Origin of the sequence: Massilia sp. YIM B02769, assembly GCF_030411995.1 — a bacterium.
Classification (GTDB): Bacteria; Pseudomonadota; Gammaproteobacteria; order Burkholderiales; family Burkholderiaceae_D; genus Telluria.
Genome location: NZ_JASNRC010000009.1, coordinates 111578 through 135877 on the forward strand (window position 1 = coordinate 111578; position 24300 = coordinate 135877).

The 24300-nt window shown below is 65.0% G+C and carries 25 protein-coding genes; 16 read left to right on the forward strand and 9 right to left on the reverse strand.

Annotation, left to right across the window (positions count from 1 at the left end):
• Nucleotides 1-7 precede the first annotated feature (7 nt).
• The 3 genes from QPK31_RS15820 to nudB all read left to right on the forward strand — a co-directional run bounded on the left by QPK31_RS15820 (nucleotide 8) and on the right by nudB (nucleotide 3013).
• Nucleotides 8-595 carry a DUF502 domain-containing protein gene (locus QPK31_RS15820; RefSeq protein WP_290423873.1) on the forward strand — a complete coding sequence of 196 codons (588 nt, stop codon included), beginning with the start codon at nucleotides 8-10 and terminating at the stop codon, nucleotides 593-595.
• A 69-nt stretch (nucleotides 596-664) separates the two neighbouring features.
• Nucleotides 665-2467, forward strand: coding sequence for an aspartate--tRNA ligase (aspS, locus tag QPK31_RS15825; RefSeq protein WP_290423874.1), 1803 nt, complete (start codon nucleotides 665-667; stop codon nucleotides 2465-2467).
• Between the two features lie 93 nt (nucleotides 2468-2560).
• Nucleotides 2561-3013 carry a dihydroneopterin triphosphate diphosphatase gene (gene nudB / locus QPK31_RS15830; RefSeq protein WP_290423875.1) on the forward strand — a complete coding sequence of 151 codons (453 nt, stop codon included), beginning with the start codon at nucleotides 2561-2563 and terminating at the stop codon, nucleotides 3011-3013.
• A gap of 3 nt (nucleotides 3014-3016) precedes the next feature.
• Here nudB and QPK31_RS15835 read toward each other — a convergent pair whose 3' ends face one another.
• Nucleotides 3017-3406 carry a hypothetical protein gene (locus QPK31_RS15835; RefSeq protein ID WP_290423876.1) on the reverse strand — a complete coding sequence of 130 codons (390 nt, stop codon included), beginning with the start codon at nucleotides 3404-3406 and terminating at the stop codon, nucleotides 3017-3019.
• Between the two features lie 336 nt (nucleotides 3407-3742).
• On the opposite strand from QPK31_RS15835, the gene QPK31_RS15840 reads away from it, so the two are divergent.
• On the forward strand, nucleotides 3743-4927 hold the full coding sequence (locus QPK31_RS15840) for a hypothetical protein (RefSeq protein WP_290423877.1): 1185 nt from the start codon (nucleotides 3743-3745) through the stop codon (nucleotides 4925-4927).
• A 155-nt stretch (nucleotides 4928-5082) separates the two neighbouring features.
• Nucleotides 5083-6000, forward strand: a complete 918-nt coding sequence (epsC, locus tag QPK31_RS15845; RefSeq protein WP_290423878.1) for a serine O-acetyltransferase EpsC — start codon at nucleotides 5083-5085, stop codon at nucleotides 5998-6000.
• 19 nt (nucleotides 6001-6019) lie between these two features.
• Here epsC and QPK31_RS15850 read toward each other — a convergent pair whose 3' ends face one another.
• Genes QPK31_RS15850 through QPK31_RS15885 form a run of 8 tightly spaced genes read right to left on the reverse strand, consistent with a single transcriptional unit; the run spans nucleotide 6020 to nucleotide 13541 of the window.
• Nucleotides 6020-6751, reverse strand: a complete 732-nt coding sequence (locus QPK31_RS15850) for an ABC transporter ATP-binding protein (RefSeq protein WP_290423879.1) — start codon at nucleotides 6749-6751, stop codon at nucleotides 6020-6022.
• Nucleotides 6748-7569 (reverse strand): ABC transporter permease, encoded by an 822-nt coding sequence (locus tag QPK31_RS15855; RefSeq protein WP_290423880.1) that lies wholly within the window; start codon nucleotides 7567-7569, stop codon nucleotides 6748-6750. Before QPK31_RS15855 ends, QPK31_RS15850 begins: the two co-directional genes overlap by 4 nt.
• Before the next feature lie 4 nt (nucleotides 7570-7573).
• Nucleotides 7574-8554, reverse strand: coding sequence for an aliphatic sulfonate ABC transporter substrate-binding protein (locus QPK31_RS15860; RefSeq protein WP_290423881.1), 981 nt, complete (start codon nucleotides 8552-8554; stop codon nucleotides 7574-7576).
• Between the two features lie 16 nt (nucleotides 8555-8570).
• Entirely contained in the window at nucleotides 8571-9992 is a 1422-nt protein-coding gene (locus tag QPK31_RS15865) for an LLM class flavin-dependent oxidoreductase (protein ID WP_290423882.1), read from the reverse strand.
• On the reverse strand, nucleotides 9989-10813 hold the full coding sequence (locus tag QPK31_RS15870) for a MetQ/NlpA family ABC transporter substrate-binding protein (protein WP_290423883.1): 825 nt from the start codon (nucleotides 10811-10813) through the stop codon (nucleotides 9989-9991). The genes QPK31_RS15865 and QPK31_RS15870 overlap by 4 nt, the downstream gene beginning before the upstream one ends.
• Nucleotides 10814-10842: 29 nt before the next feature.
• Complete coding sequence (locus QPK31_RS15875) at nucleotides 10843-11505, reverse strand: methionine ABC transporter permease (protein WP_290423884.1); 663 nt, start codon at nucleotides 11503-11505, stop codon at nucleotides 10843-10845.
• Nucleotides 11498-12316, reverse strand: a complete 819-nt coding sequence (locus QPK31_RS15880; RefSeq protein WP_290423885.1) for a methionine ABC transporter ATP-binding protein — start codon at nucleotides 12314-12316, stop codon at nucleotides 11498-11500. Before QPK31_RS15880 ends, QPK31_RS15875 begins: the two co-directional genes overlap by 8 nt.
• Before the next feature lie 7 nt (nucleotides 12317-12323).
• The gene (locus tag QPK31_RS15885) at nucleotides 12324-13541 is read right to left on the reverse strand and encodes an acyl-CoA dehydrogenase family protein (protein ID WP_290423886.1); all 1218 of its coding nucleotides are present in this window, start codon (nucleotides 13539-13541) and stop codon (nucleotides 12324-12326) included.
• Nucleotides 13542-13731: 190 nt separating this feature from the next.
• On the opposite strand from QPK31_RS15885, the gene ssuE reads away from it, so the two are divergent.
• The 11 genes from ssuE (at nucleotide 13732) to QPK31_RS15940 (ending at nucleotide 24288) form a co-directional block, all read left to right on the forward strand.
• The gene (ssuE, locus tag QPK31_RS15890; protein WP_290423887.1) at nucleotides 13732-14316 is read left to right on the forward strand and encodes an NADPH-dependent FMN reductase; all 585 of its coding nucleotides are present in this window, start codon (nucleotides 13732-13734) and stop codon (nucleotides 14314-14316) included.
• Between the two features lie 20 nt (nucleotides 14317-14336).
• Nucleotides 14337-15311, forward strand: coding sequence for a sulfonate ABC transporter substrate-binding protein (locus tag QPK31_RS15895; RefSeq protein WP_290423888.1), 975 nt, complete (start codon nucleotides 14337-14339; stop codon nucleotides 15309-15311).
• Between the two features lie 9 nt (nucleotides 15312-15320).
• The gene (gene ssuD / locus QPK31_RS15900; protein ID WP_290423889.1) at nucleotides 15321-16478 is read left to right on the forward strand and encodes an FMNH2-dependent alkanesulfonate monooxygenase; all 1158 of its coding nucleotides are present in this window, start codon (nucleotides 15321-15323) and stop codon (nucleotides 16476-16478) included.
• Nucleotides 16479-17411, forward strand: a complete 933-nt coding sequence (gene ssuC, locus QPK31_RS15905) for an aliphatic sulfonate ABC transporter permease SsuC (protein WP_290423890.1) — start codon at nucleotides 16479-16481, stop codon at nucleotides 17409-17411.
• Nucleotides 17412-17434: 23 nt separating this feature from the next.
• Nucleotides 17435-18196 (forward strand): ATP-binding cassette domain-containing protein, encoded by a 762-nt coding sequence (locus QPK31_RS15910; protein ID WP_290423891.1) that lies wholly within the window; start codon nucleotides 17435-17437, stop codon nucleotides 18194-18196.
• Between the two features lie 562 nt (nucleotides 18197-18758).
• A complete protein-coding gene (locus tag QPK31_RS15915; protein WP_290423892.1) occupies nucleotides 18759-18962 on the forward strand; it encodes a hypothetical protein in 204 nt (67 codons plus the stop codon).
• Between the two features lie 132 nt (nucleotides 18963-19094).
• Nucleotides 19095-19904: an endonuclease/exonuclease/phosphatase family protein gene (locus tag QPK31_RS15920; protein WP_290423893.1), complete on the forward strand. Its 810-nt coding sequence runs from the start codon at nucleotides 19095-19097 to the stop codon at nucleotides 19902-19904.
• Nucleotides 19905-19907: 3 nt separating this feature from the next.
• The gene (gene clsB / locus QPK31_RS15925; protein WP_290423894.1) at nucleotides 19908-21068 is read left to right on the forward strand and encodes a cardiolipin synthase ClsB; all 1161 of its coding nucleotides are present in this window, start codon (nucleotides 19908-19910) and stop codon (nucleotides 21066-21068) included.
• 73 nt (nucleotides 21069-21141) lie between these two features.
• Nucleotides 21142-21522: an RNA-binding S4 domain-containing protein gene (locus tag QPK31_RS15930; protein ID WP_290423895.1), complete on the forward strand. Its 381-nt coding sequence runs from the start codon at nucleotides 21142-21144 to the stop codon at nucleotides 21520-21522.
• 304 nt (nucleotides 21523-21826) lie between these two features.
• Entirely contained in the window at nucleotides 21827-22450 is a 624-nt protein-coding gene (locus tag QPK31_RS15935) for a TetR/AcrR family transcriptional regulator (protein WP_290423896.1), read from the forward strand.
• Between the two features lie 47 nt (nucleotides 22451-22497).
• A complete protein-coding gene (locus QPK31_RS15940; protein ID WP_290423897.1) occupies nucleotides 22498-24288 on the forward strand; it encodes an acyl-CoA dehydrogenase C-terminal domain-containing protein in 1791 nt (596 codons plus the stop codon).
• The last annotated feature ends 12 nt before the right edge of the window (nucleotides 24289-24300 follow it).

The following is a 24300-nucleotide window of genomic DNA, read 5'->3' on the forward strand; positions in this document are numbered from 1 at the left end:
GAAACCGATGCGCAAATACTTTCTTACCGGCCTGCTGATCTTGGTCCCCCTGGCGATTACCGCCTGGGTCCTGAGCATGGTCATCGGCACGCTCGACCAGTCGCTGCTGTTCGTGCCGGCGCGCTGGCAGCCGCGCGCCCTGTTCGGCTTCGACATCCCCGGCATCGGCGCGATCCTCACCATCGCCATCGTCTTCCTGACCGGCCTGCTCACCAACAACCTGGTCGGCAACTACATCGTGCGCCTGGGCGAGCGCCTGCTGAAACGCATCCCGGTCGTCAGCTCGCTCTACGGCAGCGTCAAGCAGGTGTCCGACACGCTGTTCTCGTCCTCGGGCAACGCGTTCCGCCAAGCGGTTTTGATTCCCTATCCGCACGCGGACTCCTACACTATCGCTTTCGTCACCGGTGCGCCGGGCGGCGACGTGAAGAACCACCTGGTCGGCGAGTACCTGAGCGTGTATGTGCCGACGACCCCGAACCCGACGTCCGGCTTCTTCCTGATGATGGAACGCAGCAAGGTCGTCGAGCTGGACATGACGGTCGACGCCGCGCTGAAATACATCGTCTCGATGGGCGTCGTCGCTCCCGAATAAAGCATTAGCATCAAGGCCGCCGTGGCATTGGCGGTGCAACCGAAATACCAACCTGGAATAGAGAAAAATATGTCCTCCATGCGTACCAACTACTGCGGCCTCGTCACCGAAGAACTGCTGGGCCAAACCGTCAGCCTGTGCGGCTGGGTGCACCGCCGCCGCGACCACGGTGGCGTCATCTTCATCGACCTGCGCGACCGCGAAGGCCTGGTGCAGGTCGTCTGCCATCCGGACAATGCGGATGTCTTCAAGGCCGCCGAGCACGTGCGTAACGAGTACTGCCTGCGCATCACCGGCACCGTCGTGAACCGCCTGGAAGGTACCGCCAACGCCAACCTGAAGTCGGGCAAGATCGAGATCAACACCACCCAGCTCGAAGTGCTGAACGCCTCGGTGCCGGTGCCTTTCCAGCTGGACGACGACAACCTGTCGGAAACCACCCGCCTGACGCACCGCGTGCTCGATTTGCGCCGCAACCAGATGCAGCACAACCTGCGCCTGCGCTACAAGGTGTCGATGGAAGTGCGCAAGTACCTCGACAACCTGGGCTTCATCGACATCGAAACCCCGATGCTGACCAAGTCGACCCCGGAAGGCGCACGCGACTACCTGGTGCCGTCGCGCGTCAACCCAGGCAACTTCTTCGCGCTGCCGCAATCGCCGCAGCTGTTCAAGCAGCTGCTGATGGTCGCCAACTTCGACCGTTACTACCAGATCACCAAGTGCTTCCGCGACGAAGACCTGCGCGCCGACCGCCAGCCGGAATTCACCCAGATCGACTGCGAAACCTCGTTCCTGACCGAACAGGAAATCCGTGACCTGTTCGAAGACATGATGCGCGTCGTCTTCAAGAACGCCGCCGGCATCGATCTGCCGAACCCGTTCCCGGTGATGGACTTCGCCACCGCCATGGGCTCCTACGGTTCGGACAAGCCGGACATGCGCGTCAAGCTGGAATTCACCGAACTGACCGAACTGATGAAGTCGGTCGAGTTCAAGGTGTTCAATTCCGCCGCCAACATGGCCGGTGGCCGCGTGGTCGGCATGCGCGTGCCGCAGGGCGCGTCGATGCCGCGTTCGGAAATCGATGCCTACACCCAGTTCGTCGCCATCTATGGCGCCAAGGGCCTGGCCTACATCAAGGTCAACGAGAAGGCGAAAGGCCGTGACGGCCTGCAGTCGCCGATCGTCAAGAACATCTCGGACGAGGTGCTCGCCCAGATCCTGGAACTGACCAAAGCGGAAGACGGCGACCTGATCTTCTTCGGCGCCGACAAGGCCAAGGTTGTGAATGACGCCATCGGCGCGCTGCGCGTGAAGATCGGCCACTCGGAATTCGGCAAGAAGGCCGGCCTGTTCGACGACGTCTGGGCGCCGCTGTGGGTGATCGACTTCCCGATGTTCGAATACGACGAAGACGGCGACCGCTGGAACGCCACCCACCACCCGTTCACCGCACCGAAGGATGGCCACGAAGACATGCTCGAGACCAACCCGGGCGCCTGCGTTGCCAAGGCCTACGACATGGTCCTGAACGGCTGGGAACTGGGCGGCGGCTCGATCCGTATCCACCGCGAAGAAGTCCAGAGCAAGGTGTTCCGCGCCCTGAAGATCGACGCCGAAGAAGCGCAGCTCAAATTCGGTTTCTTGTTGGATGCCCTGCAATACGGCGCGCCGCCGCACGGTGGCCTGGCCTTCGGCCTGGACCGCCTGATCACGCTGATGACCGGCTCGGAATCGATCCGCGACGTGATCGCCTTCCCGAAAACCCAGCGCGCGCAGGATCTGCTGACCAATGCGCCGTCGGAAGTGGACGAGAAGCAGCTCAAGGAACTGCACATCCGCCTGCGTAACGAGCCGAAAGTCGGCTAAGCACGTCCGGCCGTATGGCTGGGTAGAATAGAGGCCGGAACCTGTCGCTGACGGGTTCCGGCCTTTTTTATTCGTTTCACGGAGTGTTCAAGCGTGCACAAGATTCCCGAGTCGGTCCTGGTTGTCATCCATACGGTTGACCTGGAAGTGCTGTTGATCGAACGCGCCGACCGGCCCGGCTTCTGGCAATCGGTCACCGGGTCGCTCGATGCGCTCGACGAGCCACTGCTGCAGACGGCCACGCGCGAATTGTTCGAGGAAACGGGGATTGTTGCCGATGGGGATACAATCCGCCTGCTGGACTGGGGATTGTCAAATATTTACGAGATCTATCCGACCTGGCGCCACCGCTACGCGCCGGGCGTGACGCATAACACCGAGCACGTGTTCTCGGTCTGCGTGCCGCGCGACATCGCCATCACGCTCAGCCCGCGCGAGCATGTGCAGTATGCGTGGCTGCCGCTGCTGGAGGCGGCCGACCGCTGCTTTTCGTCGTCGAATGCCGAGGCGGTCTTGCAATTGCCCCGGCATTTCACGCAGCGCTAGCGCTTAGCGCCAGCAGCTCAGGCGCAGCGTGTCGTTTTCGCGCGCGGACACCTGGACAGGCCGGTCGTTGCCGCAGCGGTAAACGACGGTCAGCTGTTTGTTGGTATTGCGCTTGGGATCGCCGCACAGGTGATTGCCGGCCACGACGAGGCCGCCGTTGCGTTCGGCTTCCTGGCGCACTGCGCGGCGCGCATCGCACATGGCGCCACGCACGCCATAGGTCGCCTCTTCGATGTTCAAATTGCCGCGTCCATGGTTGCCACGGCCGCCATCGCGGGCGTCGCGCTGGCCGGCGGCATAGCCGTCGTCGTAGCCGCGGCGGTAGTCGGCGCTCTGGGCAAACGCGGACGTGGATGCGGCGGCCAGGACCAGCACGGCGGCGATGCGTTTCATATTGTTGTGAGCAAGTCGCATTTTTCTACTCCAGGGTTCAATGATGGGTTGATCTTAGTCGGTGGCCGTTGGCGGCTCTGTACGTACACCCACAGTGTCGCAGCGAATGCCATCGGATGTTGTCAATTTCGCTGTAAGAGAAGTGTCAATCTGTAAGGGCTCGCCCTGTCATATCAGCTAGCCAACTTTTGCCGGCAGCAAGGTTATACTGTTTGGAAACATTTTGCCAACTGAGCAGAAGGGTTTCCGATGGAGCTACGTGCTGTCGTCCTTGCCGCGTTCGCTTGCCTCTTCGTTTCACATGCTACTGCCCAGACGCGCTTGCCAGAGACGTATATGGAGCGTCTGAAAACGGCAGAAGGAGCGGTCGCGCCGCTACCGGCCGCCGTTTTCGGTCGGGACGGTGCCCCGACCGGCAGCGACCCCGTTCTGGACAAGCTGGTGCTGCAGCGCGGCAGCCAGCTGCAGATGCTTGGCACGGCGCGTTCCTTCGTTGGCGACACCGATGGAGCCATGGCGGCCTTCGATTTCTTGCGGCGGCGCCAGTTGCGCCATTCACCCGCCATCGTGCGCCAGATGGCGCTGCTGGAACACGCCGCGGCGGAAGATGCGATTGCGACGATCGTCCGCGAGGCACGCACCAAACGGATCGTGCTCATCAACGAGGCCCACCATGTGCCCTTGCACCGGGCCTTCGCCCAGCGCCTGGCCGCCGAGCTGAGGAAGATCGGCTACACCTACCTGGCCTGCGAGACATTCAACTCCCCTGGCGCCCAGGCGGCAAACGAGAAGCGCTATATCGCCCGCAATGCAGGCTATTACACGGGCGAGCCGGTATTCGCCGGGTTCGTCAACGCCGCCCTGGCCGATGTCTGGACGCTCGTCCCCTACGAGTTCGAGGATATCCGCGTCCGGACGCCGGCCGAGCAACTGCGTCTGCGCGAAGAGATGCAGGCACGAAATCTCGTCGATCGGATCTTTGCCAAGGACAAGGACGCCAAGGTGCTGGTGTTGGTTGGCTATTCCCACCATCACAAGTCGCCCGAATCCGAACCGAAGACGATCCTGATGGGGGAGCACTTGCGCCGGATGAGCGGCCTGCCCTCGCTGCACGTCGAGCAGGTCGACTTCATCGCCCATCCCGATCCGGCCGACGACAACCCGCTGTATGCGCCGCTGCTGGCCACCTATCCATCCCAGGGGCCAATTGTCCTGCGCAATCAGGATGGCAGCTATCCGATCCTGCTGGGCGTGAACGGACGGATCGACATGCAGGTGATTCACCCGCGCTATCCGGTCCAGGATGGACGGCCCGGCTGGCTGGTTTCGCTGGCCGGGCGCACGGCGGTGCCGGTGCCGGCCAGGCTGCTGCCGTCCAGCGGGCGGCGCGTCGTCAAGGCGACCCCAGCCGGCGCGCCGGAGGATGCGGTCCCGACCGACATCCTGCTGGTGGAAGCGGGCAAGCCGGCGCCGGCCTTCATGCTGACGAAGGGACAGTATCGCTTTTCGTATGAGGAATAACCGCGAATAGAAGAATCACCGCGAATAAAAGAATCACCGCGATGCTGCGTTAGAGAAATTTCCTACTCCCAAGAAGACGCGATGGCATTGTTCTGGAATAAAGAAGTGTAATTAAAATCGTTCGTGCAGCGGGCATGTTGGAGTAGGCTGGATGCATGAACGACAACCACTTCCCCCCGGCCGGCGCCAACCACTGGCAGCTCGGCCCCATCATCGAGGCGCTGCGCAATTCGCGCGAGAACACCCATAACATCCGCCATCAGGGCCGGGTGCGCGAGCTGCCGTCGCGCGAGGTCCTGAAGCAGGTGATCGAGGGCATCTCGGCGGCGCTGTTTCCCACCCATTACGGCCGCCCGGACCTGAACGACGAGAGCATCGATTATTTTGTCGGCGACACGCTGAATGTCGCACTCGACCGGCTGGTCGAGCAGGTGCGCCGCGCGCTGCGCTTCAGTCCGGAATCCGAGGAATTGAGCGAGGCCGAGCTGGCCGAGCAGGCGCGCGCCATCACGCGCACCTTTGCCGCCAGCTTGCCGGACATCCGCGCGCTGCTGGTGTCCGACGTGCAGGCGGCGCTGGCCGGCGACCCGGCCGCCAGTTCGGTGGCCGAGATCATGCTGTGCTACCCCGGCACCATCGCCGTGCTGTACCACCGCCTGGCGCATTGCCTGCACCGCCTCGGCGTGCCTTTCCTGGCGCGCCTGGCGGCCGACATCGCGCACACGCTCACCGGCATCGACATCCACCCGGCCGCGCAGATCGGCCCCAGCTTCTTCATCGACCATGGCACCGGCGTCGTGATCGGCGAAACGGCCATCATCGGCCGCCACGTGCGCCTGTACCAGGCCGTGACGCTCGGTGCGCGCCGCTTCCCGACCGACGAAAGCGGGGCGCTCGTGAAAGGCGCGCCGCGCCATCCGATCGTCGAGGACGACGTCGTCATCTATGCCGGCGCCACCATCCTCGGGCGCATCACGGTGGGGGCGGGGTCGACCATCGGCGGCAATGTGTGGCTCACGACCAGCGTGCCGGCAGGGAGCAATGTGACCCAGGCGCTGATGCGCGGCGCCTGATCGCGCCTCTGGCCTGCGGCTAGATGGCGTGCACTGCGTGCAGGCTGTCCAGGATCGCCGGTTTCAGTTTGGACGTGGCCAGCACCGCACGTTCGCGCGGCCTTGCGTGATCGACTTCGAACTCGGCGCGCGCCGGGCCGGGCACGCCGTCCATCAGCACGATGCGGTCACTCAAATACAGCGCTTCGTCGATGTCGTGCGTCACCAGCAGCACGCTCAGGCGATGCTGTTCGGCCACGCGCGCCAGCAGGTCCTGCAGCCGCATGCGGGTAAAGGCATCCACTGCCGAAAACGGTTCGTCCAGCAGCAGCACGCGCGGCTGGGTGTAGAGGCCGCGCGCGATGGCCACGCGCTGGGCCTGGCCGCCGGAGAGCTGCTTCGGCAGCGATTTGCCGTAGCCGGCCAGCCCGACTTCTTCCAGCAAGGCCGCGACACGGCCGGCATCGGGCGCACCGTCCGCGCCGAACATGATGTTCTGCTCCACCGTCAGCCAGGGGAAGAGGCGCGGTTCCTGGAAGATCAGGCCGATCTCGGCATGGGTGCCGCGTATCGCGCCGCCACGCAAGCGCACGCTGCCGCGGTATTGGCCATCGAGGCCGGCGGCAATCGACAGCAGGCTGCTCTTGCCGCAGCCGCTGGCGCCGATCAGGCTCACCACTTCGCCCACTTCCAGGCGCAAATGAAAACCGCGCAGTATCGTGCGCGTGCCGTAGCGCTTGTCGTCGACGGCCAGTTCCAGCAGGGCCGTCATCGCGCGCTCCGATTGGCATAGCTGTCGCGCCAGGACAGCAGGCGCGCTTCCAGCGCACCCATGGCGGTGTCGCTGAACTTGCCCAGCAGGGCCAGCAGCACGATGGCCGCCAGCATGATGTCGGCGCGGCTCGATTCGCGTCCGTCCGACAGCAGGTAGCCCAGGCCCTGGCTGGCCGCGATCAATTCGGCCGCCACCATGAACATCCATGCCAGGCTCAGGCCATTGCGCAGGCCCGTGAGCACGGCCGGCAGCGCCGCCGGCAGCAGCACGCGGCGGGCGAGCGCCAGCGGCGACAGCCGGTACAGCTGCCCGACTTCGAGCAGCTTGCGGTCGACGCCGCGGATGCCCGACACCACGCCCATGTAGACCGGGAAGAAAGCGCCGATGGCGATCAGGATCAGCTTCGGCGTTTCGTCGATGCCGAACCAGAGCAACAGCAGCGGCACCCAGGCCAGCGAAGGGATCGCGCGCAGGGCCTGGAAGCTGGGGTCAAGCAGGCGTTCGGTGCGCGCATGCAGCGCCACCGCCGCGCCCAGCACCAGGGCCAGGCTGGCGCCGATGGCGAAGCCGGCCGCCACGCGCAGGCAGCTGCTGGCCAGGTGGCCGGCTAGGCCGTTCTGCGCCAGCCAGGCCAGGGTGGTGGCGATTTCGCTCGGCGCCGGCATCAGGTTGGCCGGCACCAGGCTGCTGCGTACGCCGAACTCCAACGCTGCCACGGCCAGCAGGGGCAGCAGCAAGCCAAGCGGCAAGCGCCAGGGCTTGCGCGGCGCAGGCGCGGACGCTGGCAGGGGAAGGTCGATGGTGTGCGGCTTCATGGGTTCAAGCGCGCGCGATCAGCTGCTGCGCAAAGCGGGTGTCGATCAGGCCGGCGATGGCCGCGTTCAGGTCGGTACCGGGTTTCACCAGCGCTTCCTCGCGCAGGATGGGCGCGGCCAGCTGCAGCGCCTTCAGGTGTTCGTTCGAGGGCTGCGGATTACTGAAGTCGCTGCGCAGCTTCACCTGCAGCAGGGCCACTGGCAGCGAGACTTTCGCTTCGCTTGCGAGGATCTTCGACGCTTCGCTTGGATTGGCGCGGGTCCAGAGGCGCGCCTTTTCATACGCCGCGATCACGCGCGCGGTCTGCTGCGGGTACTTGGCCAGGAACTCTTCGCGCACGTTCAGGAAGCCGTAGGTATTGAAGGAGACGTTGCGGTACAGCAAACGCGCGCCGCCTTCGAGTTCGGCCGCCGCCATGTGCGGGTCGAGTCCGGCCCAGGCATCGACGCGGCCCTGTTCCAGCGCGGCGCGTCCGTCGGCGTGCTGCAGGGCGACGTGTTCGATGTCGCTCCGGCGCAGGCCCACGCTTTGCAGGGAACGCAGCAGGAACAAATACGGATCGGTGCCCTTGGTGGCCGCCACCTTCTTGCCCTTCAGGTCGGCCAGCGTGCGGATAGGCGAGTTCTTCGGCACCACCAGCGCCGTCCATTCCGGGCGCGAGTAGATGTAGGGCGTCCTGATCGGCGTGCCGTTGGCCTTGGCCAGCAGGGCGGCCAGGCCGGCGCTCGAGCCGATGTCGATGCTGTTCGCGTTCAGGTACTCCAGGGCGCGGTTGCTGCCGGCGCTGAGCACCCATTTCACCCGTGTACCCTCAGCCTTGAAGGCTTCTTCCAGCCAGCCGAAGTGGCGCAGCACCAGGCTGGTGGGCGAGTAATAGGCGTAGTCCAGGCGCAGTTCTTCCAGATTGGCGGCGCGGCTGGACAGGGGCAGGGCGGAGAGGGCAAGGCCGCTGGCGGCAAGCTGGAGCAGGCTTCTTCTTTGCATGTTCTTCTTTCGTGGTTCAGGCTGCGGAGCGCAGCGAGGTGTCGGTGGGCGGTTCTTCGATCCTGACCTGGCGGCCCGGATGGTCGGGCGCCAGGCGCGGCCCGGTGCCAAGCAGCTGTTCGCGCAGCGTGGCGCTGCCTTTGTCGTCGCGATAGCGACCGCGCCGTTTCAGTTCCGGCACCACCAGCTCCACCACGCCCTGCATGTCCTCGTAGGGCAAGGCAAAGGCGAGGTTGAAGCCGTCGATGCCGGTCTCGTCGAGCCAGGCGATCAGCTGGTCGGCCACGTGCGTCGCGTCGCCGACGATCACCGGCCCGCGTCCGCCCAGGCCGATGAAGCGCGCCGCTTCGCGGACCGTCCAGCGGCGCGAGGGATCGGCCACGCTGAGCGAGGCCAGCGCCGAGCGGCCGGCCTCGGTGTCGATGTACTCGACCGTGTCGTCCAGGCCGTAGCGCGAGAAGTCGACGCCGGTCCAGCCCGAGAGCAGGGTCAGCGAGGCTTCGATGTCGATGTATTCCTCGTACTCGCGCAGGCGCGCCTGGGCCTCGCCTTCGGTGGCGCCGACAACGACCAGCGCCTGGGCATACACGCGCAGGGCGGCCTGATCGCGGCCCGCGGCCTGCACGGCGGCGCGCGCACTGTCCACGTAGCGCCCCACGATGCTTTTCGTCGGGCCGCTGACGAACGTCGCTTCGGCATGGCGCGCGGCGAATGCGAGACCGCGCGGCGAGGCGCCGGCCTGGTACAGGAAGGGCGTACGCTGGGGTGAGGGTTCGCACAGGTGGATGCCGGGCACCGTGTAGTACGCGCCACGGTGGTTGATCGGGTGTACGCGGCTTGGGTCGGTATAGACGCCGCGTTCGCGGTCGCGCACCACGGCGTCCTCGTCCCAGCTTTGTTCCCACAGCTTGTAGACGACGTCGAGGTATTCGTCGGCCAAGTCGTAGCGCGCGTCGTGGCCCAGCTGGCGTTCCTGGCCCAGGTTGCGCGCCGCGCTGTCGAGGTAGCCGGTGACGATGTTCCAGCCGACCCGCCCGCCGCTCAGGTGGTCCAGCGTCGACATGCGCCGCGCAAAGGTGTACGGGTGTTCGTAGGTGACGGCGGCCGTCACGCCAATGCCCAGCCTTGTGGTGGCGTGGGCGATCAGCGGCACCAGCGCCAGCGGGTCGTTCAGCGGCAGCTGCACGCCGTGTTTCAGGGCGGCGTCCAGATTCCCGCCATACACGTCATAGGCGCCCAGCACGTCGGCCAGGAAAATCGCATCGAAGCCGCCCGCTTCCAGCAATTGCGCCAGCTCGACCCAGTAGCGGGCACTCGCATACCCCGCGCTGTCGCTGCGCGGATGGCGCCACAGTCCCGGCGACTGGTGGCTCGGGGTGTTCATCTGGAAGGCGTTGAAACGGACCGGCTTCAACGCCTGCGGCTTCGCTTCGCTCATTTCGCGCTCTTCTCCAGGGCCAGCTGGTAATCGGTCTTGGCGTAGTCGGCGAACCGCTGGTTCGTCACCGCCAGGAACTCGCGCGAGCGGTAGGCGGCGGCGATATCCTTTGCAAACTGTTTATCTTTATCGGCCGTGCGTACCGCCACCAGGTTGGCGTAGCTCGGCGAGATCCTCTCGGTGCGCAGCGCGTCCTTCAGTTTCAGGCCCGAGGCCAGCGCGAAATTCCCGTTCACGAAGGCGTAGTCGGCATCCTGCAGGGAGCGCGGCAATTGGGCCGCTTCCAGCGGCAGCAGTTTGATGCCTTTCAGGTTTTGCGCGATGTCCTTCTCCGACGCCTTGATCGGGTCGATCCCGGGCTTCAGCTTGACCCAGCCGATCTGATCGAGCATGACCAGGGCGCGCGCCTGGTTGGTCGGATCGTTCGGCAGCGCCACCGTGGTGCCGGCTTTGACTTCGTTCAGCGACTTGTGCTTGTGGCTGTAGATGGCAATCGGCGCAGTCGGGATCTTGATCAGCTCCGACAGCGGCAGCTTGTGCTGCTCGGCGAAGCGGGTCAGGTAGATGATGTGCTGGAAGACGTTGGCGTCGAGCGCGCCCTCGGCCAGCGCGAAGTTCGGCTGGATGTAGTCGTTGAATTCGACCAGCTTGATCTTGTAGCCCTGCTTTTCCAGGATGGGCTTGATGCCGTAGCGGATCTGGTCGGCGTATGGGCCGGCGCTGGTGCCGATCACCAGCTCCTTCGGATCCTTGGCGTGAACGGCCCCGGCGACGAGCAGACTCAGGGCAGCGGCAAATAAGGTGCGGCGAGGGAAGCGCATGGAAGTCCTTTTTATTGGAAGAGTAGGGATCAGCGTTTGTCGAGGCGGCGCGCAGTGCGGGCGCCGGTGAGCTGGATCAGCTGCACCAGCACGATCAAAATCGTCACCGTGAAGATCATCACGTCGGTCTCGAAGCGGTAGTAGCCGTAGCGGATCGCCAGGTCGCCGATGCCGCCGCCGCCCACCACGCCGGCCACCGCCGAATACGAGAGGAAGCTGATGGACAGCACCGTGAGCGAGAGCACCAAGGCGGCGCGCGCCTCGGGCAGCAGCACGCGCAAGACGATCTGCAGTTCCGACGCGCCCATCGCTTGCGCCGCCTCGATCACGCCGCGCGGCACGTCGCGCAGGTTCTGTTCGACCAGGCGCGCAAAATAGGGAATCGCCGCGATCGACAGCGGCACCGAAGCCGCCAGTGGACCGATCGAGGTACCGGCCAGCACTCGCGTGAACGGCACCAGCGCCACCATCAAAATGATGAAGGGGAAGGAGCGCACCGTGTTCACGAACCAGCCCAGCACCAGCGCCAGGCGCCGGTGTTGCAGGGCCTGGCCATCGGACACCAGGAACAGCAGCACGCCGAGCGGGCCGCCCAGCAGCACCGCCGCCGTGACGCCGATGCCGAGCATCAGGGCAGTCTGCAGGAAGGCGGTCCAGAGTTCGGGCAGGACGGCGAGGATCGAGTCAGGCATGGGCATCTCCCCAGGCAGCGGCGGCAAAAGCCTCGGTGCCGTAGTAGGCAAGTTCGCGCCCGAGCGCGGTCTGGCGCGGGACGCTGTGGTCGGCGAGGGCGAACTGCTCCGCCACCACGCCGTGTTCGATGACGGCCACGCGGTCGCACAGGGTGCCCAGCACCTGCAACTCGTGGCTGACGATGACGACCGTCACGCCCAGCTGGGCATTGATGCTGCGTAGCGTGTCGAGCAGGGCGCGCGTGGTTTCCGGGTCGAGCGCGGAAGTCGGCTCGTCGCACAGCAGCACCGCCGGGTGGCTGGCCAGGGCGCGCGCGATCGCCACCCGCTGCTTCTGCCCGCCCGACAGCTGGGCCGGATAGCTGGCGGTCTTGTCGGCCAGGCCAACCAGTTCCAGGCATTCGGCCACGCGCGCCTTCAGGCGCGGCGCGTTCAATGCGTCGTGCAGCCGCAGCGGAAAGGCCACGTTCTCGAACACGGTGGCGTTCTGCAGCAAGTTAAAACCCTGGAAGATCATGCCGATGTGCCGGCGCGCCTTGCGCAAGTCGCGCTTGCCGAGGCGGGTGAGTTCTTCACCGGCTACAAGCACGCTGCCGCGCTCGGGGCGTTCGAGCAGGTTGATCATGCGCAGCAGCGTCGACTTGCCGGCGCCGCTCTTGCCCACCATGCCGAAGATCTCGCCATCGAGGATGTCGAGCGAGACGCCGCGGATCGCCTCGAAGCGTCCTCCGTCGGGCGTGGCAAAGGTCTTGGCGACGTCTGCCAGGCGGATTGCCACCTGGGGCGTGTCGGGAGTCGGAACGGTGCTCATGGCGGTATCAGGAATAGGCCGTCGGTTCAGGCAGGCGGCCTTCGAGCGCATAGCGGCCCAAGTCGCGCAGCTTGTAGTCGATCGGGTCGTGCAGGGTATGCACGCGGGCGTTGCGCCAGTAGCGGTCGAAGCCGAAGCGGCCCGAGGTCGCGCGTGCACCCAGCAGCTCGAACATGCCGCTGGAAATATCGATGGCGGCGCGATGCGACAGCACCTTGGCCACGGCCACGGCCACCGCCACTTCGCCGCGCTCCTGCGCCGTGAGCTCCGCGCCCTTGTCGAAGGCGGCGTCGAGCAGGCGCGCGGCCGCGTCGGCCAGCACGTTGGCCGGGCGCAGCTTGAGCCAGTACTCGCCATAGCGGTGCTGGGTGAAGGGGTCGTGGCTGGCGTCGCTCACGCCGGAGGCAAACCAGGGGCGCGCCTGTTCCAGCGTGTAGTCGCGCGCGGCCTCGAAGGCGCCGATGGCGATGCCGAGATAGAGGTTGGTCATGATCAGCTGGGCCACCTGCGAGCGCAGTGTCGACTGCGCGGTGGGCGCCTGGCCCGGCGCCTGCAGCACCAGCGCGGCCGGCAAATAGACTTTGTCGAAGTGGACATTGCCGCTGTCGGTCTGGCGCTGTCCAAAGGCGTCCCAGTCGGCTTCCACGCGGATGCCCGGCTGGCCGGTCGGCAGCACCGCGATCAGCGGCGCGTTCGCGGCCGCGTCCCAGGCCGAGAGCGTGAGCCAGTCCGAGCCCACCGAACCGGAAGAAAAACTCTTGATCCCATCGAGCATGAAGCCGCCGGGAATGGCCTGGGCGCGGGTGCGCTTGTCGAGCGGGTTCAGGGCATTGCCCCAGAACAGGCGCTGTTCGACGGTGGCCGTGAGCAGGTTGCGCTGCTGGACCGGCGTGCCGTACAGGCGGATGCCGGCCAGTTGCAGGTGGTGGAAACCGAACAGGTGGGCCAGGGCGCTGTCGGCCCGCGCCAGCGTGCGGACCACGGCCTGCACGGTTTCCCAGCGCGCGCCCTGGCCGCCGAATTCCGCCGGAATCGACAGCGTCAGCAGGCCGCTCTCGCGGATCAGTTCACGCTCGTGCGCCGCGTGTCCACCGGCCGCGTCGCGCTCGACGGCGGTGGCGGCAAATTGCTCGGCCAGGCGCTCGGCCAGGGCCAGCGGATCGGGGAAGGAAGGCGCGACCGATTCGGGTTCTGCGGCGCGCAAAGGGGAGACGGTGGAAGACATCGTGCTTGCCTTGATGAGAATGTGGCAACCAGTATTGCACCGGGTTTGCGGCCGCGTGAACGAAGAAATTTGGCCATCGATATGCGCAAAACCTTAAAACGGCGGGCGCATAAGGATGTGCGAAACGATTCGTTTTCATGCACGCCGCGTGGCCCTAGTCTGTGGTCATCCTTATATAAATGGACACACCATGAGCGTCATCCTGCTTGGCGGCAGCCCTGCGCCGCACTCTTCGTCTTCGCGCCTGTTGCAGCACATCGGCGAGCGCCTGGCCCTGCATGGCCAGCGCCTGCACCGCATCGAAGTACGCGACCTGTCCGCCACCGCGCTGCTCTCGCTCGACACCGACGAACCCTCGATTGCCCGTGCCCTGGCACAGGTGCGCCAGGCCGATGCCGTGGTCGTGGCCACGCCGGTCTACAAGGCGGCCTACAGCGGCCTGCTGAAAGCCTTCCTCGACCTGCTGCCCCAGGATGGCCTGGCCGGCAAGCTGGTGCTGCCGCTGGCCACCGGCGGTAGCCAGTCGCACATGCTGGCGCTCGATTACGCGCTGCGCCCGGTGCTGGCCTCGATGGCGGCGCGCTCGATCCTGCCCAGCATCTACGCCACCTCCGACCAGCTGGGCCGCGGGCTCGATGGCAGCCTGAACCTGGCCGCGCCGATCGCGGTGCGCGTGGCGCAAGGCGTCGAGCAGCTGGCCTCGGAACTGCGCCTGGTGGCGCCGCGTCCGGCCAGCGAACCCGCCGCCAAGGACCTGCACGCCGTCCCCGCTTGATTCTCATCCTGGAAAATCCCATGCATCCTGACTCCACCCTGCGGCCAGCGCGCCGCCGCGCCCTCGGCCTGCTGGCTGCCGGCGCCACCGGCATCGCCGCCGGCCTGCACCTGCCCGCCATTGCCCAGGCGCCGAAGGAAATCCGTATCGGCTACCAGAAGTACGGCACCCTGACCTTGCTGAAGGGGCGCGGCACGCTGGAAGCGCGTTTGGCTGCGCAAAAGATCGCAGTGAAATGGACCGAGTTCCCGGCCGGCCCGGTGCTGCTCGAAGGCCTGAATGTCGGCAGCATCGACTTCGGCACCGTGGGCGAGGCGCCGCCGATCTTTGCCCAGGCTGCCGGTGCGCGCCTGGTGTACGTCGGCCACGAACCGGCCTCGCCAGGCAGCGAAGCCATCGTGGTGCCGAAGACGTCCACCCTGCGCACGCTGGCCGATTTGCGCGGCAAGAAGATCGCCCTGAACAAGGGCTCGAACGTGCACTTCCTGCTGGTGAAGGCGCTGGAAAAGGCCGGCATTCCCTACAGCGCGATCCAGCCGGTCTATTTGCCGCCGGCCGACGCGCGCGCCGCCTTCGAGCGCGGCAGCGTCGACGCCTGGGTGATCTGGGACCCCTTCCTGGCCGCCGCCGAGCAGCAGCTGGGCGCGCGCGTGCTGGCCGATGGCCGCAACCTGGTCTCGAACCACCAGTTTTACCTGGCCGCGCGCAGCTTCGCCGAAAAGCATGCCGATTTGAACCGCATCCTGATCGAGGAAATCGCCAAGGTCGACGCGTGGGGCAAGGCCAATCCCGGCGAGGTGTCGACCATCCTCACAGCCCAGACCGGCCTGCCGAAGAACGTGGTCGACCTGGCCGCCAGCCGCTATGCCTATGGCGTGAAGCCGATGTCGGCGGAGGTGGTGCGCGAACAGCAGCGCATCGCCGATGCCTTCCACGCCCTGAAACTGATTCCGAAACCGATCGTCGTGAAAGACGCGCTGGTCTCTTCAATCTAAGGAAACACCATGTCCACCTCTCCGAACGTCTTCTGGTTCCTCCCTACCCACGGCGACAGCCGCTACCTCGGCACGACCAAGGGCGCGCGCACGGTCGATGCCGACTACCTGCGCCAGATCGCCGTCGCCGCCGACACCCTGGGCTATGAGGGCGTGCTGCTGCCGACCGGCCGCTCCTGCGAAGACCCGTGGATCTCGGCCGCCTCGCTGATCGGTGCCACCAAGCGCCTGAAATTCCTGGTCGCGATCCGTCCCGGCCTGTCGACGCCGGGCCTCGCCGTGCGCCAGGCCGCCACCTTCGACCGCCTGTCGAACGGGCGCCTGTTGATCAACGTCGTCACCGGCGGCGACCAGGGCGAACTCGAGGCCGACGGCCTGTTCGCCGACCACGCCAAGCGCTACGAAATCTCGGATGAATTCATCCGCGTCTGGCGCGCCAGTTTGTCCGGCGAGGGCGGGGCGGCCGGCTACGATTTCGAGGGCAAGCATATCCAGGTAAAGGGCGCGAAGACCCTTTACCCGCCGATCCAGAAGCCGCATCCGCCGCTGTACTTCGGCGGCTCGTCGGAACCGGCACACGAACTGGCGGCCGAACAGATGGACGTCTACCTCACCTGGGGCGAGCCGCCGGCGGCCGTCGCCGAAAAGCTGGCCGACATCCGTGCGCGCGCCGCCAAGCGTGGCCGCACCGTGAAGTTCGGCATCCGCCTGCACGTGATCGTGCGCGAGACCAATGAAGAAGCCTGGCGCGCCGCCGATGAATTGATCAGCCACCTGGATGACGACATCATCGCCAAGGCGCAGGCCGCCTTCGCGAAAATGGATTCGGTCGGCCAGCAGCGCATGGCGGCCCTGCACGGCGGCCGGCGCGACAAGCTGGAAGTCTCGCCGAATTTGTGGGCCGGCGTCGGCCTGGTGCGCGGCGGCGCCGGCACCGCGCTGGTGGGCGACCCGGAAACGGTGGCGGCGCGCATGCGCGAGTACCAGGACCTCGGCATCGAGACCTTCATCCTGTCGGGCTACCCGCACCTGGAAGAGTCCTACCGCTTCGCCGAACTGGTGTTTCCGCTGCTCGGCAAGGGGAAAGAAGGCGGCGAGCAGTCGCTGACCGGGCCCTTCGGCGAGATGATGGCCAGCGACATCGTGCCGAAGAAAAAGGCGGCGTAAATGGCGTCGTTCGACGTGCTGCGGGCGAGTGCAGCGGGAGCGTCCGACAGCGGCAGCGTGGAACCGGTGCGGCCTGCTGCGGCGCCGCGCCAGGCGGGCGCCAACGCCGCGGCGGCCAGCGTTCCTGCTGGCTCGTCCGCCAAGCTGGAAAAACGCGCCTCCGCCGGCCGGCGCCATCCGGTCCTGGCGGCATTGGCGCCCTGGGCCTTGCCGATCGCCCTGGTCGCGCTCTGGCAAGTCGCCGCCCACGCCGGCTGGCTCTCGAGCCGCATCCTGCCCGAACCCTGGCAGGTACTGACTGCCTTCTGGTCGCTGGCCGAATCCGGAGAATTATGGTCGCACCTGCGCACCAGTCTGTGGCGCGCGGCCGTGGGCTTCGGTATCGGCGCCGGCCTCGGGCTGCTGCTGGGCTTATTGAACGGCAGTTCGCGCCGCGCCGAGACCCTGCTCGACACGACCTTGCAGATGATCCGCAACATCCCGGCGCTGGCGCTGATTCCGCTGGTGATCTTGTGGTTCGGCATCGACGAGACCGCGAAGCTGTTCCTGCTGGCGGTGGGCGTGTTCTTCCCGGTCTACCTGAACACCTTCCACGGCATCCGCTCGGCCGACCAGGGGCTGATCGAGATGGCGCGCAGCTATGGGCTATCCGGCTGGGCTTTGCATCGCGACGTGATCCTGCCTGCGGCCTTGCCCGCTATCCTGGTCGGCGTGCGCTTTTCGCTGGGCCTGGTCTGGGTGCTATTGATCGTGGCCGAGACGATCTCGGCCCAGTCCGGCATCGGCTACATGACGATGAATGCCCGCGAATTCCTGCAAACCGATGTGGTGCTGGTCGGCATCCTGCTGTACGCGCTGCTCGGCAAGCTGGCCGACCTGGCGGCGCGCGCACTGGAGCGCACTTTCCTGCGCTGGAATCCGGCTTACCGCTAGCCGTTTGTTGATCACGAGGTCTTATGCAGATTACCCGAGAAGAAACCCGCCGCGTCGGCTCCACGGCCGCATCGGCCGGACGCGGCGCCGAGGTTCACGCGCGCGCGCTGACCAAGCGCTACGGCGAGCGCACCGTGCTGGACGACATCGACCTGCACATCGCGCCCGGCGAAGCGGTGGCTGTGATCGGCCGCAGCGGCTGCGGCAAGAGCACGCTGCTGCGCCTGATCGCCGGACTCGAGCAGCTCGACGATGGCAGCCTTGCTGTCGATGCCGGCACGGGCGTGGGTGGCACCCGCTTGATGTTCCAGGAAGCACGCCTGCTGCCCTGGAAGAGCGTGCTCGACAATGTTGCGCTCGGTTTGAAGGACGGCGCCGAGCGGGCGCGGGAAGCACTGGGTACCGTCGGCCTGGCCGAGCGCGCGCGTGAGTGGCCGGCGGTGCTATCGGGCGGCCAGCGCCAGCGCGTGGCCCTGGCGCGCGCCCTGGTGCATGCGCCGCAGCTGCTCCTGCTCGACGAACCGCTTGGCGCGCTCGACGCGCTGACCCGCATCGAGATGCAGCGCCTGATCGAAACCCTGTGGCTGCGCCAGGGGTTCACTGCCGTGCTCGTCACCCACGACGTGCAGGAAGCGCTGGCACTGGCCGACCGCGTACTGGTGGTCGACGGCGGCCGCATCGTCCACGACGTACCGGTGACCCTGCCGCGTCCGCGCGAACGCGGCAGCGCGGCATTCGCGGCACTCGAATGCCATCTGCTCGACTGCGTGCTTGGCAGTCACTGAGCGGCAGTCACTGAGCCGCAGTCACTGAGCCGCGGTCGCCGAGCACATTACCGACCGCATCTTCCTGCATCATCCGGCAACCGGCCAGCTGCTGAACATGCTGGTTTCCGGCGTCCTTTCCCTCCTTGTTCTTTCTGCACTAGTTGCAAAACAAGTCAAGAAATTTATTTAACAAACCGTAAATACAACGGTCATTCCACCAGAAAACTGCCCAAAGGACCGATTTTTTTTCTACCCGGAACCCTTCGATTCTTTGTTTTAACTATTGGTAAAAGTTACCGGGCGAAAGTTCGTTCGTCGTCGTCAAACGTGAACGCAAATTGTGTCATCGCCCTCGTAATATGCATCCTGACTCGAAAAATGATTTGAAAGAAACTTTGCTATTAACCCAATGAAATTAATTCCTGCGGGAAAAATGCCTGTAGGAAATTCGCTATGTGAGGTAGCGCACAATAGAATCTGCGGTTGACAATCAGAAATCGGTCGAATATTGTCAGCAATTCGCATCCAGCGAAATTTAATAATTGCAACATAGTCCAACCAACGGATTCTGGAGGAAAGAATGGATCAATTCCAACCGAAGCACGAGGAAAAGGTGAAAGCCCTGAGCGTGGACGATGAATGCTTTTATATCGACCTCGAGTGTGGCTTGCGCCTCAGCGGCCCGCGCCTGATTGCCGTACCTCTGGACGAGGCGGACAACCTGGCAGCACCCCGGAACGCCGCCCTGCGCGCCAACTGGGAAGCCGCTCCCGTGTTCGATTGATCGCATCGCGGGGTGCAGCCCTCGGCTCACCCCGCACCCGTAACAACCGAGTTTTTGCAGTACCGCGGCACCAGGCCGCACGATTGGAAGTCGTTCCAAAATGTCACGGACTGATGGGGGTAGAATATTCCCATGAAGATTCGTGTCGCTACCTATAATATTCATAAGGGCGTCTCATCGCTGCGCAGCACCCCCCGGGTTCTCGCACTGAAGAAAGCCATCGCTGAATTCCACGCTGATATCGTCTTCCTGCAAGAAGTACAGGGCAGGCACGACCGAAATCTGGCGCGCTACGCCAATCACAAGCGCGAACACCGCGTCTGGCCGGAAACGGCGCAGTACGAATACTTCGCCGGCGATTCCCACCATTCGGCCTACGGCATGAACGCGGTCTACGACCATGGCCACCACGGCAATGCGCTGCTCAGCTGCTTCCCGATCGAGAACAGCCATAACCACGACGTGTCCGACCATGCCTACGAGCAGCGCGGCATCCTGCACTGCGTGCTGGAAACGCCGGCCGGGCGGGTGCACTGCTATGTAGTGCACCTGGGCCTGTTCGAAGGCGGGCGCGGGCGCCAGACGGTCCAGCTGATCGAGGCGGTGCAGCAATCCTCGAATGGCGAACCGGTGATCATTGCCGGCGACTTCAACGACTGGCGCAATACCCTGAGCGACCGCCTGAGGAATGCCCTCGGCGTGGCCGAGGTGTTCGACGAGCTGGGCCCCAAATCCGCCCTGGGCGACATGGTGCGCAGCTGGGCAGGGCGCCAGCCGCGCCTGGCGCCGGCACGTACCTTCCCGGCCGCGTTGCCCTGGTTCCGCCTCGACCGCATCTACGTGCGCGGCTTCAAGGTCGATAACGCGCAGGTCATGGCCGGCCCGATCTGGGCCAAACTCTCGGATCACGCACCGATCGTCGCGGAACTCCAGCTCGCCTAGCGTATGCGCCCGGTCAGCTATGTAGCGAACAACGACATCACCCTGCTCGAATCCGGCATCCAGCTGTTTCCGGCGATGATCGCGGCCATCGACGCCGCGCGGCACGACATCTTGTTCGAGACCTATATCTTTGCCGAGGACGAGGTCGCGCGCGGCATCGAGGCGGCGCTGATCCGTGCAGCCAGGCGCGGGGTCAAGGTACGGGTGCTGGTCGACTGGTTCGGCAGCGGCCACCGCGTCTGCTGCCGCCGCGCCGAAGCCTTTGCCGCCGCCGGCGTCCATTACCGCGTCTTCAATCCCTGGTTCAAGCGCGGCGTCACGCGCACCCACCGCAAGATCACGGTGGTCGACCGCGCGGTCGCGTTTATCGGCGGCATCAACATCAACGACGACATGCTGTGCGACTACGAGCCGCACCGCCCGCTGCCGGCGCCGCGCTGGGATTTCGCCGTGCAGGTGCAGGGGCCGCTGCTGGCGCAGATCCACCTCGAAGCGCAAGCCCAGTGGGCGCGTGCCGGCCACCTGCCGCTGATCCGCCGCATCGGCCTCTTCCGCGAGATGCGGCGCCAGCCGCCAAGCGAAGGCAATCGCCCGATGCGCGCCGCCTTCGTGGTGCGCGACAATCTGCGCAACCGGCGCACCATCCAGCGTGCTTATCTGCAGGCGATCGGCCAGGCGCGCAAATGCGTGCTGCTGGCCAATCCGTATTTTGCGCCGGGGCGCAAGTTCCGCGAGGCACTGGCGCATGCGGCTGCCCGCGGTGTCGAGGTCACGCTCCTGATCGGCGTGGGCGAATTCAAGATGCAGGACGCGGTGGCGCGCTCGTTTTATCCGAAGCTGCTGGCGGCCGGCATCAAGGTGGTGGAATACCGCAAGACGCAGCTGCACGCGAAGATCGCCGTGGTCGACGATGACTGGGCGACGGTGGGCTCGAGCAATTGCGACGGGCTGTCGCTGTTCGTGAACCAGGAAGCGAACATCGTGGTGCGCGACGCCGGGTTTGCGCGTGCGGTGCGGGCGCACATCCTGCGTGGGGTGGCGGACGGGGTGCCGGTGCACCTGGAGGAATTTGCCGGCTTCGGCTGGGTGCGGCGGGCGCTGTACGGGACCGCTTACCTAGCTTATAAGTTTGCGATGCGAATTTTTGCCATCGGCTACGCGTAATGAGCGGACAAGGGGTCGAAAAAACGCTTCCTCGCCAGCATATGGGGTACTTGTATCGAGACAAGGACAAGTAATGGAAAACGATAGTGTACGCATCGACAAATGGCTGTGGGCCGCGCGCTTCTTCAAGACGCGCTCGCTGGCGGCCGATGCGGTGGAGCGTGGCCGGGTGCGGATCGGCGGCGAGCCGGTCAAGGCGGCCCGCGCCGTGAAGCTGAACGACAAGATTTTTATCGACAACGGCTCGGACCGCTGGGAAGTGACCGTGCTCGGGATTTCCGACAAGCGCGGCGGGGCGCCGATTGCGCGCACTTTATATAGTGAGACGCAGGACAGCATTACCCGGCGCGAGAACGATACGGAAGCGCGCAGGTTGTTTCCGGAGCCGGGCAGCACGATCAAGGGGCGGCCGACCAAGCGGGATCGCAGGGCGATTACGCGGGCAGGGGAGTAGGAAGTTGCCGCCATGCGGGCGTTTCCTGAACGCGTGGACGGCGCAATGGCCGCGTGAACGCCACCCGTCGGGTACAGCCGTCCACCCTACGTGTAAGGGATGGGAGTAGGGTGGACGGGTTTCCCGTCCACGCGTTCAACTACCTTCGGCACAGCCGTAACGGCCCAGTGGAATTCCCGCCCTCCGCACAATAGAACCCCACCTCTAAGTTCCCGTTTGACATTCACCCGCCGATAGATAATAGTACGAGCGTTCGGATTTTCGATTCACCCAGGGGACAGTCATCAACACTTCAGCAAAATTCATGCGCAAGGGCGAGCAGACGCGGGCAGCCATCCTCGACGTCGCGCTCGAGCTGGCCAGCCGCAACGGCCTCGAAGGCCTGACCATCGGCCTGCTTGCCGACCGCATGAACATGAGCAAATCGGGCGTGTTCGCGCACTTCGGTTCGCGCGAAGACCTGCAGATGGAAGTGCTCAAGCTTTACCACCACCGTTTCGAGCAGGAAGTATTCTTCCCCAGCGTCAAGGAACCACGCGGCTTGCCGCGCCTGGAGTCCATGTTCGCGCGCTGGGTCAAGCGGGTTTCGGTGGAAATTGCGTCGGGCTGCATCTATATCAGCGGCGCGGTGGAGTACGATGACCGTCCAGGCCCGATCCGTGAAGCATTGGTGGCGATGGTGCGCGCCTGGCAGGGGGCGCTGCTGCGTGCCGTCCAACAAAGCGTGGACGTCGGCGCCCTGCAGGCGGGTACCGACCCGCAGCAGCTGGTCTACGAGATGTACGGGCTGATCCTGGCCCTGCACCATGACGCACGTTTCCTGCGGGTACCCGGCGCGCTCGAACGCGCCAACCGCGGTTTCGCGCGGCTGATCGAGAATTACCGTAATCCCACTCAAGACACACAGCAGCGCATTCAGCAAAACTAAGCTGCCTTTCAAGTTCCACACAATCTTACCTTCGTCAGGAGAAAACCATGGGTCAGTACGTCGCGCCAATCCGGGATATGCAGTTCGTTCTGCACGAATTCCTCAACGTCAGCGAAGAGTTCAAGAACTTGCCGGCATACCAGGAAATCGACGCCGACATCATTAACCAGGTGCTCGAAGAAGGCGCGAAATTCACGCAGGAAGTGCTGTTCCCGCTGAACCACTCCGGCGACCGCGAAGGCTGCCACTTCGACGCGGAAACCAAGACCGTGACCACCCCGAAGGGTTTCAAGGAAGCCTATAAACAGTACGTCGAAGGCGGCTGGGCTGCGCTGGCGTGCGATCCGGAATACGGCGGCCAGGGCCTGCCGGTGTCGCTGAACAATTCGTTCTACGAAATGCTGAACTCGGCCAACCAGGCCTGGACCATGTACCCGGGCCTGTCGCACGGCGCCTACGAGTGCCTGAAGGAACACGGCACCGAAGAACAGAAGAAGTTCTACCTGCCGAAGCTGGTCTCCGGCGAGTGGACCGGCACCATGTGCCTGACCGAAGCGCACTGCGGCACCGACCTGGGCCTGCTGCGTTCGAAGGCCGAACCGCAAGGCGACGGCACCTACAAGATTACCGGCTCGAAGATCTTCATCTCGGCCGGCGAACACGACGTGTCGGAAAACATCGTTCACCTGGTGCTGGCGCGTCTGCCGGATGCACCGGAAGGCTCGAAGGGCATCTCGCTGTTCCTGGTCCCTAAATTCCTGCCGAACGCCGATGGTTCGATCGGTGAGCGCAACCCGATCTTCTGCGGCGCCATCGAAGAAAAGATGGGCATCCACGGCAACTCGACCTGCCAGATGAACCTGGACGGCGCCGTCGGCACCCTGATCGGCCAGCCCCATAAAGGCCTGAACGCGATGTTCGTGTTCATGAACGCCGCCCGCCTGGGCGTGGGCATGCAGTCGCTCGGCCTGACCGAAGTGGCTTACCAGAACGCCCTGGTCTACGCGAAAGACCGCATCCAGATGCGCTCGCTGTCGGGCCCGAAAGCACCGGACAAGCCAGCCGACCCGATCATCGTGCACCCGGACGTCCGTCGCATGCTGCTGACCGCGAAAGCCTACGCCGAAGGCGCCCGTGCCCTGACCTCGTACATCGCGCTGCAGATCGACCGCGAACTGAACCACCCTGACGAAGACGTGCGCAAGGAAGCCGCCGGCGAAGTCGCGCTGCTGACCCCGATCGTCAAGGCCTTCATCACCGACAACGGCTGGATCGCCACCTCGGAAGCCATGCAGGTGTACGGCGGCCACGGCTACATCGCCGAGTGGGGCATGGAACAGTACGTGCGTGACGCGCGCATCAACATGATCTACGAAGGCACCAACACCGTGCAGTCGCTGGACCTGCTGGGTCGCAAGATCCTGATGGACAACGGCGCCAAGCTGCGCGCCTTCGGCGAGAAGATCAAAGCCTTCGTCGAAGACAATGGCCTGGACGAGTCGATGTCGGAATTCGTGACCCCGCTGGGCGAGCTCGGCGAAAAAGTCACCAAGCTGACCATGGAAATCGGCATGAAGGCCTTCACCAACCAGGACGAAGTCGGCGCCGCCGCCGTGCCTTACCTGCGCGTGGTCGGCCACCTGGTGTTCTCCTACTTCTTCGCGCAGATGGCGAAGATCGCTCTGGAGAAGAAAGATTCGGGCGACAAGTTCTACGAAGCCAAGCTGCACACCGCGCGTTTCTACTTCGCCCGCCTGTACCCGGAAACCGCGATGCTGATCCGCCAGGCGCGCTCGGGCGCAAGCAACCTGCTGGCGCTCGACGCCGACCTGTTCTAACCGCTTCTAGGG

Excerpts from the sequence above, each read along its gene's own strand:
- QPK31_RS15850 (WP_290423879.1), bottom strand. The coding sequence starts at position 6,751 with ATGACGGCCCTGCTGGAACTGGCCGTCGACGACAAGCGCTACGGCACG.
- QPK31_RS15880 (WP_290423885.1), bottom strand. The coding sequence starts at position 12,316 with ATGAGCACCGTTCCGACTCCCGACACGCCCCAGGTGGCAATCCGCCTG.
- QPK31_RS15915 (WP_290423892.1), top strand. The coding sequence starts at position 18,759 with ATGGATCAATTCCAACCGAAGCACGAGGAAAAGGTGAAAGCCCTGAGC.
- ssuC (WP_290423890.1), top strand. The coding sequence starts at position 16,479 with ATGGCGTCGTTCGACGTGCTGCGGGCGAGTGCAGCGGGAGCGTCCGAC.
- QPK31_RS15935 (WP_290423896.1), top strand. The coding sequence starts at position 21,827 with ATGCGCAAGGGCGAGCAGACGCGGGCAGCCATCCTCGACGTCGCGCTC.
- QPK31_RS15840 (WP_290423877.1), top strand. The coding sequence starts at position 3,743 with ATGGAGCGTCTGAAAACGGCAGAAGGAGCGGTCGCGCCGCTACCGGCC.
- epsC (WP_290423878.1), top strand. The coding sequence starts at position 5,083 with ATGAACGACAACCACTTCCCCCCGGCCGGCGCCAACCACTGGCAGCTC.
- QPK31_RS15895 (WP_290423888.1), top strand. The coding sequence starts at position 14,337 with ATGCATCCTGACTCCACCCTGCGGCCAGCGCGCCGCCGCGCCCTCGGC.
- QPK31_RS15885 (WP_290423886.1), bottom strand. The coding sequence starts at position 13,541 with ATGTCTTCCACCGTCTCCCCTTTGCGCGCCGCAGAACCCGAATCGGTC.
- aspS (WP_290423874.1), top strand. The coding sequence starts at position 665 with ATGTCCTCCATGCGTACCAACTACTGCGGCCTCGTCACCGAAGAACTG.
- QPK31_RS15860 (WP_290423881.1), bottom strand. The coding sequence starts at position 8,554 with ATGCAAAGAAGAAGCCTGCTCCAGCTTGCCGCCAGCGGCCTTGCCCTC.
- QPK31_RS15940 (WP_290423897.1), top strand. The coding sequence starts at position 22,498 with ATGGGTCAGTACGTCGCGCCAATCCGGGATATGCAGTTCGTTCTGCAC.
- QPK31_RS15865 (WP_290423882.1), bottom strand. The coding sequence starts at position 9,992 with ATGAGCGAAGCGAAGCCGCAGGCGTTGAAGCCGGTCCGTTTCAACGCC.
- QPK31_RS15875 (WP_290423884.1), bottom strand. The coding sequence starts at position 11,505 with ATGCCTGACTCGATCCTCGCCGTCCTGCCCGAACTCTGGACCGCCTTC.
- QPK31_RS15910 (WP_290423891.1), top strand. The coding sequence starts at position 17,435 with ATGCAGATTACCCGAGAAGAAACCCGCCGCGTCGGCTCCACGGCCGCA.
- clsB (WP_290423894.1), top strand. The coding sequence starts at position 19,908 with ATGCGCCCGGTCAGCTATGTAGCGAACAACGACATCACCCTGCTCGAA.
- ssuD (WP_290423889.1), top strand. The coding sequence starts at position 15,321 with ATGTCCACCTCTCCGAACGTCTTCTGGTTCCTCCCTACCCACGGCGAC.
- QPK31_RS15920 (WP_290423893.1), top strand. The coding sequence starts at position 19,095 with ATGAAGATTCGTGTCGCTACCTATAATATTCATAAGGGCGTCTCATCG.
- QPK31_RS15855 (WP_290423880.1), bottom strand. The coding sequence starts at position 7,569 with ATGAAGCCGCACACCATCGACCTTCCCCTGCCAGCGTCCGCGCCTGCG.
- ssuE (WP_290423887.1), top strand. The coding sequence starts at position 13,732 with ATGAGCGTCATCCTGCTTGGCGGCAGCCCTGCGCCGCACTCTTCGTCT.
- QPK31_RS15930 (WP_290423895.1), top strand. The coding sequence starts at position 21,142 with ATGGAAAACGATAGTGTACGCATCGACAAATGGCTGTGGGCCGCGCGC.
- QPK31_RS15870 (WP_290423883.1), bottom strand. The coding sequence starts at position 10,813 with ATGCGCTTCCCTCGCCGCACCTTATTTGCCGCTGCCCTGAGTCTGCTC.
- QPK31_RS15820 (WP_290423873.1), top strand. The coding sequence starts at position 8 with ATGCGCAAATACTTTCTTACCGGCCTGCTGATCTTGGTCCCCCTGGCG.
- QPK31_RS15835 (WP_290423876.1), bottom strand. The coding sequence starts at position 3,406 with ATGAAACGCATCGCCGCCGTGCTGGTCCTGGCCGCCGCATCCACGTCC.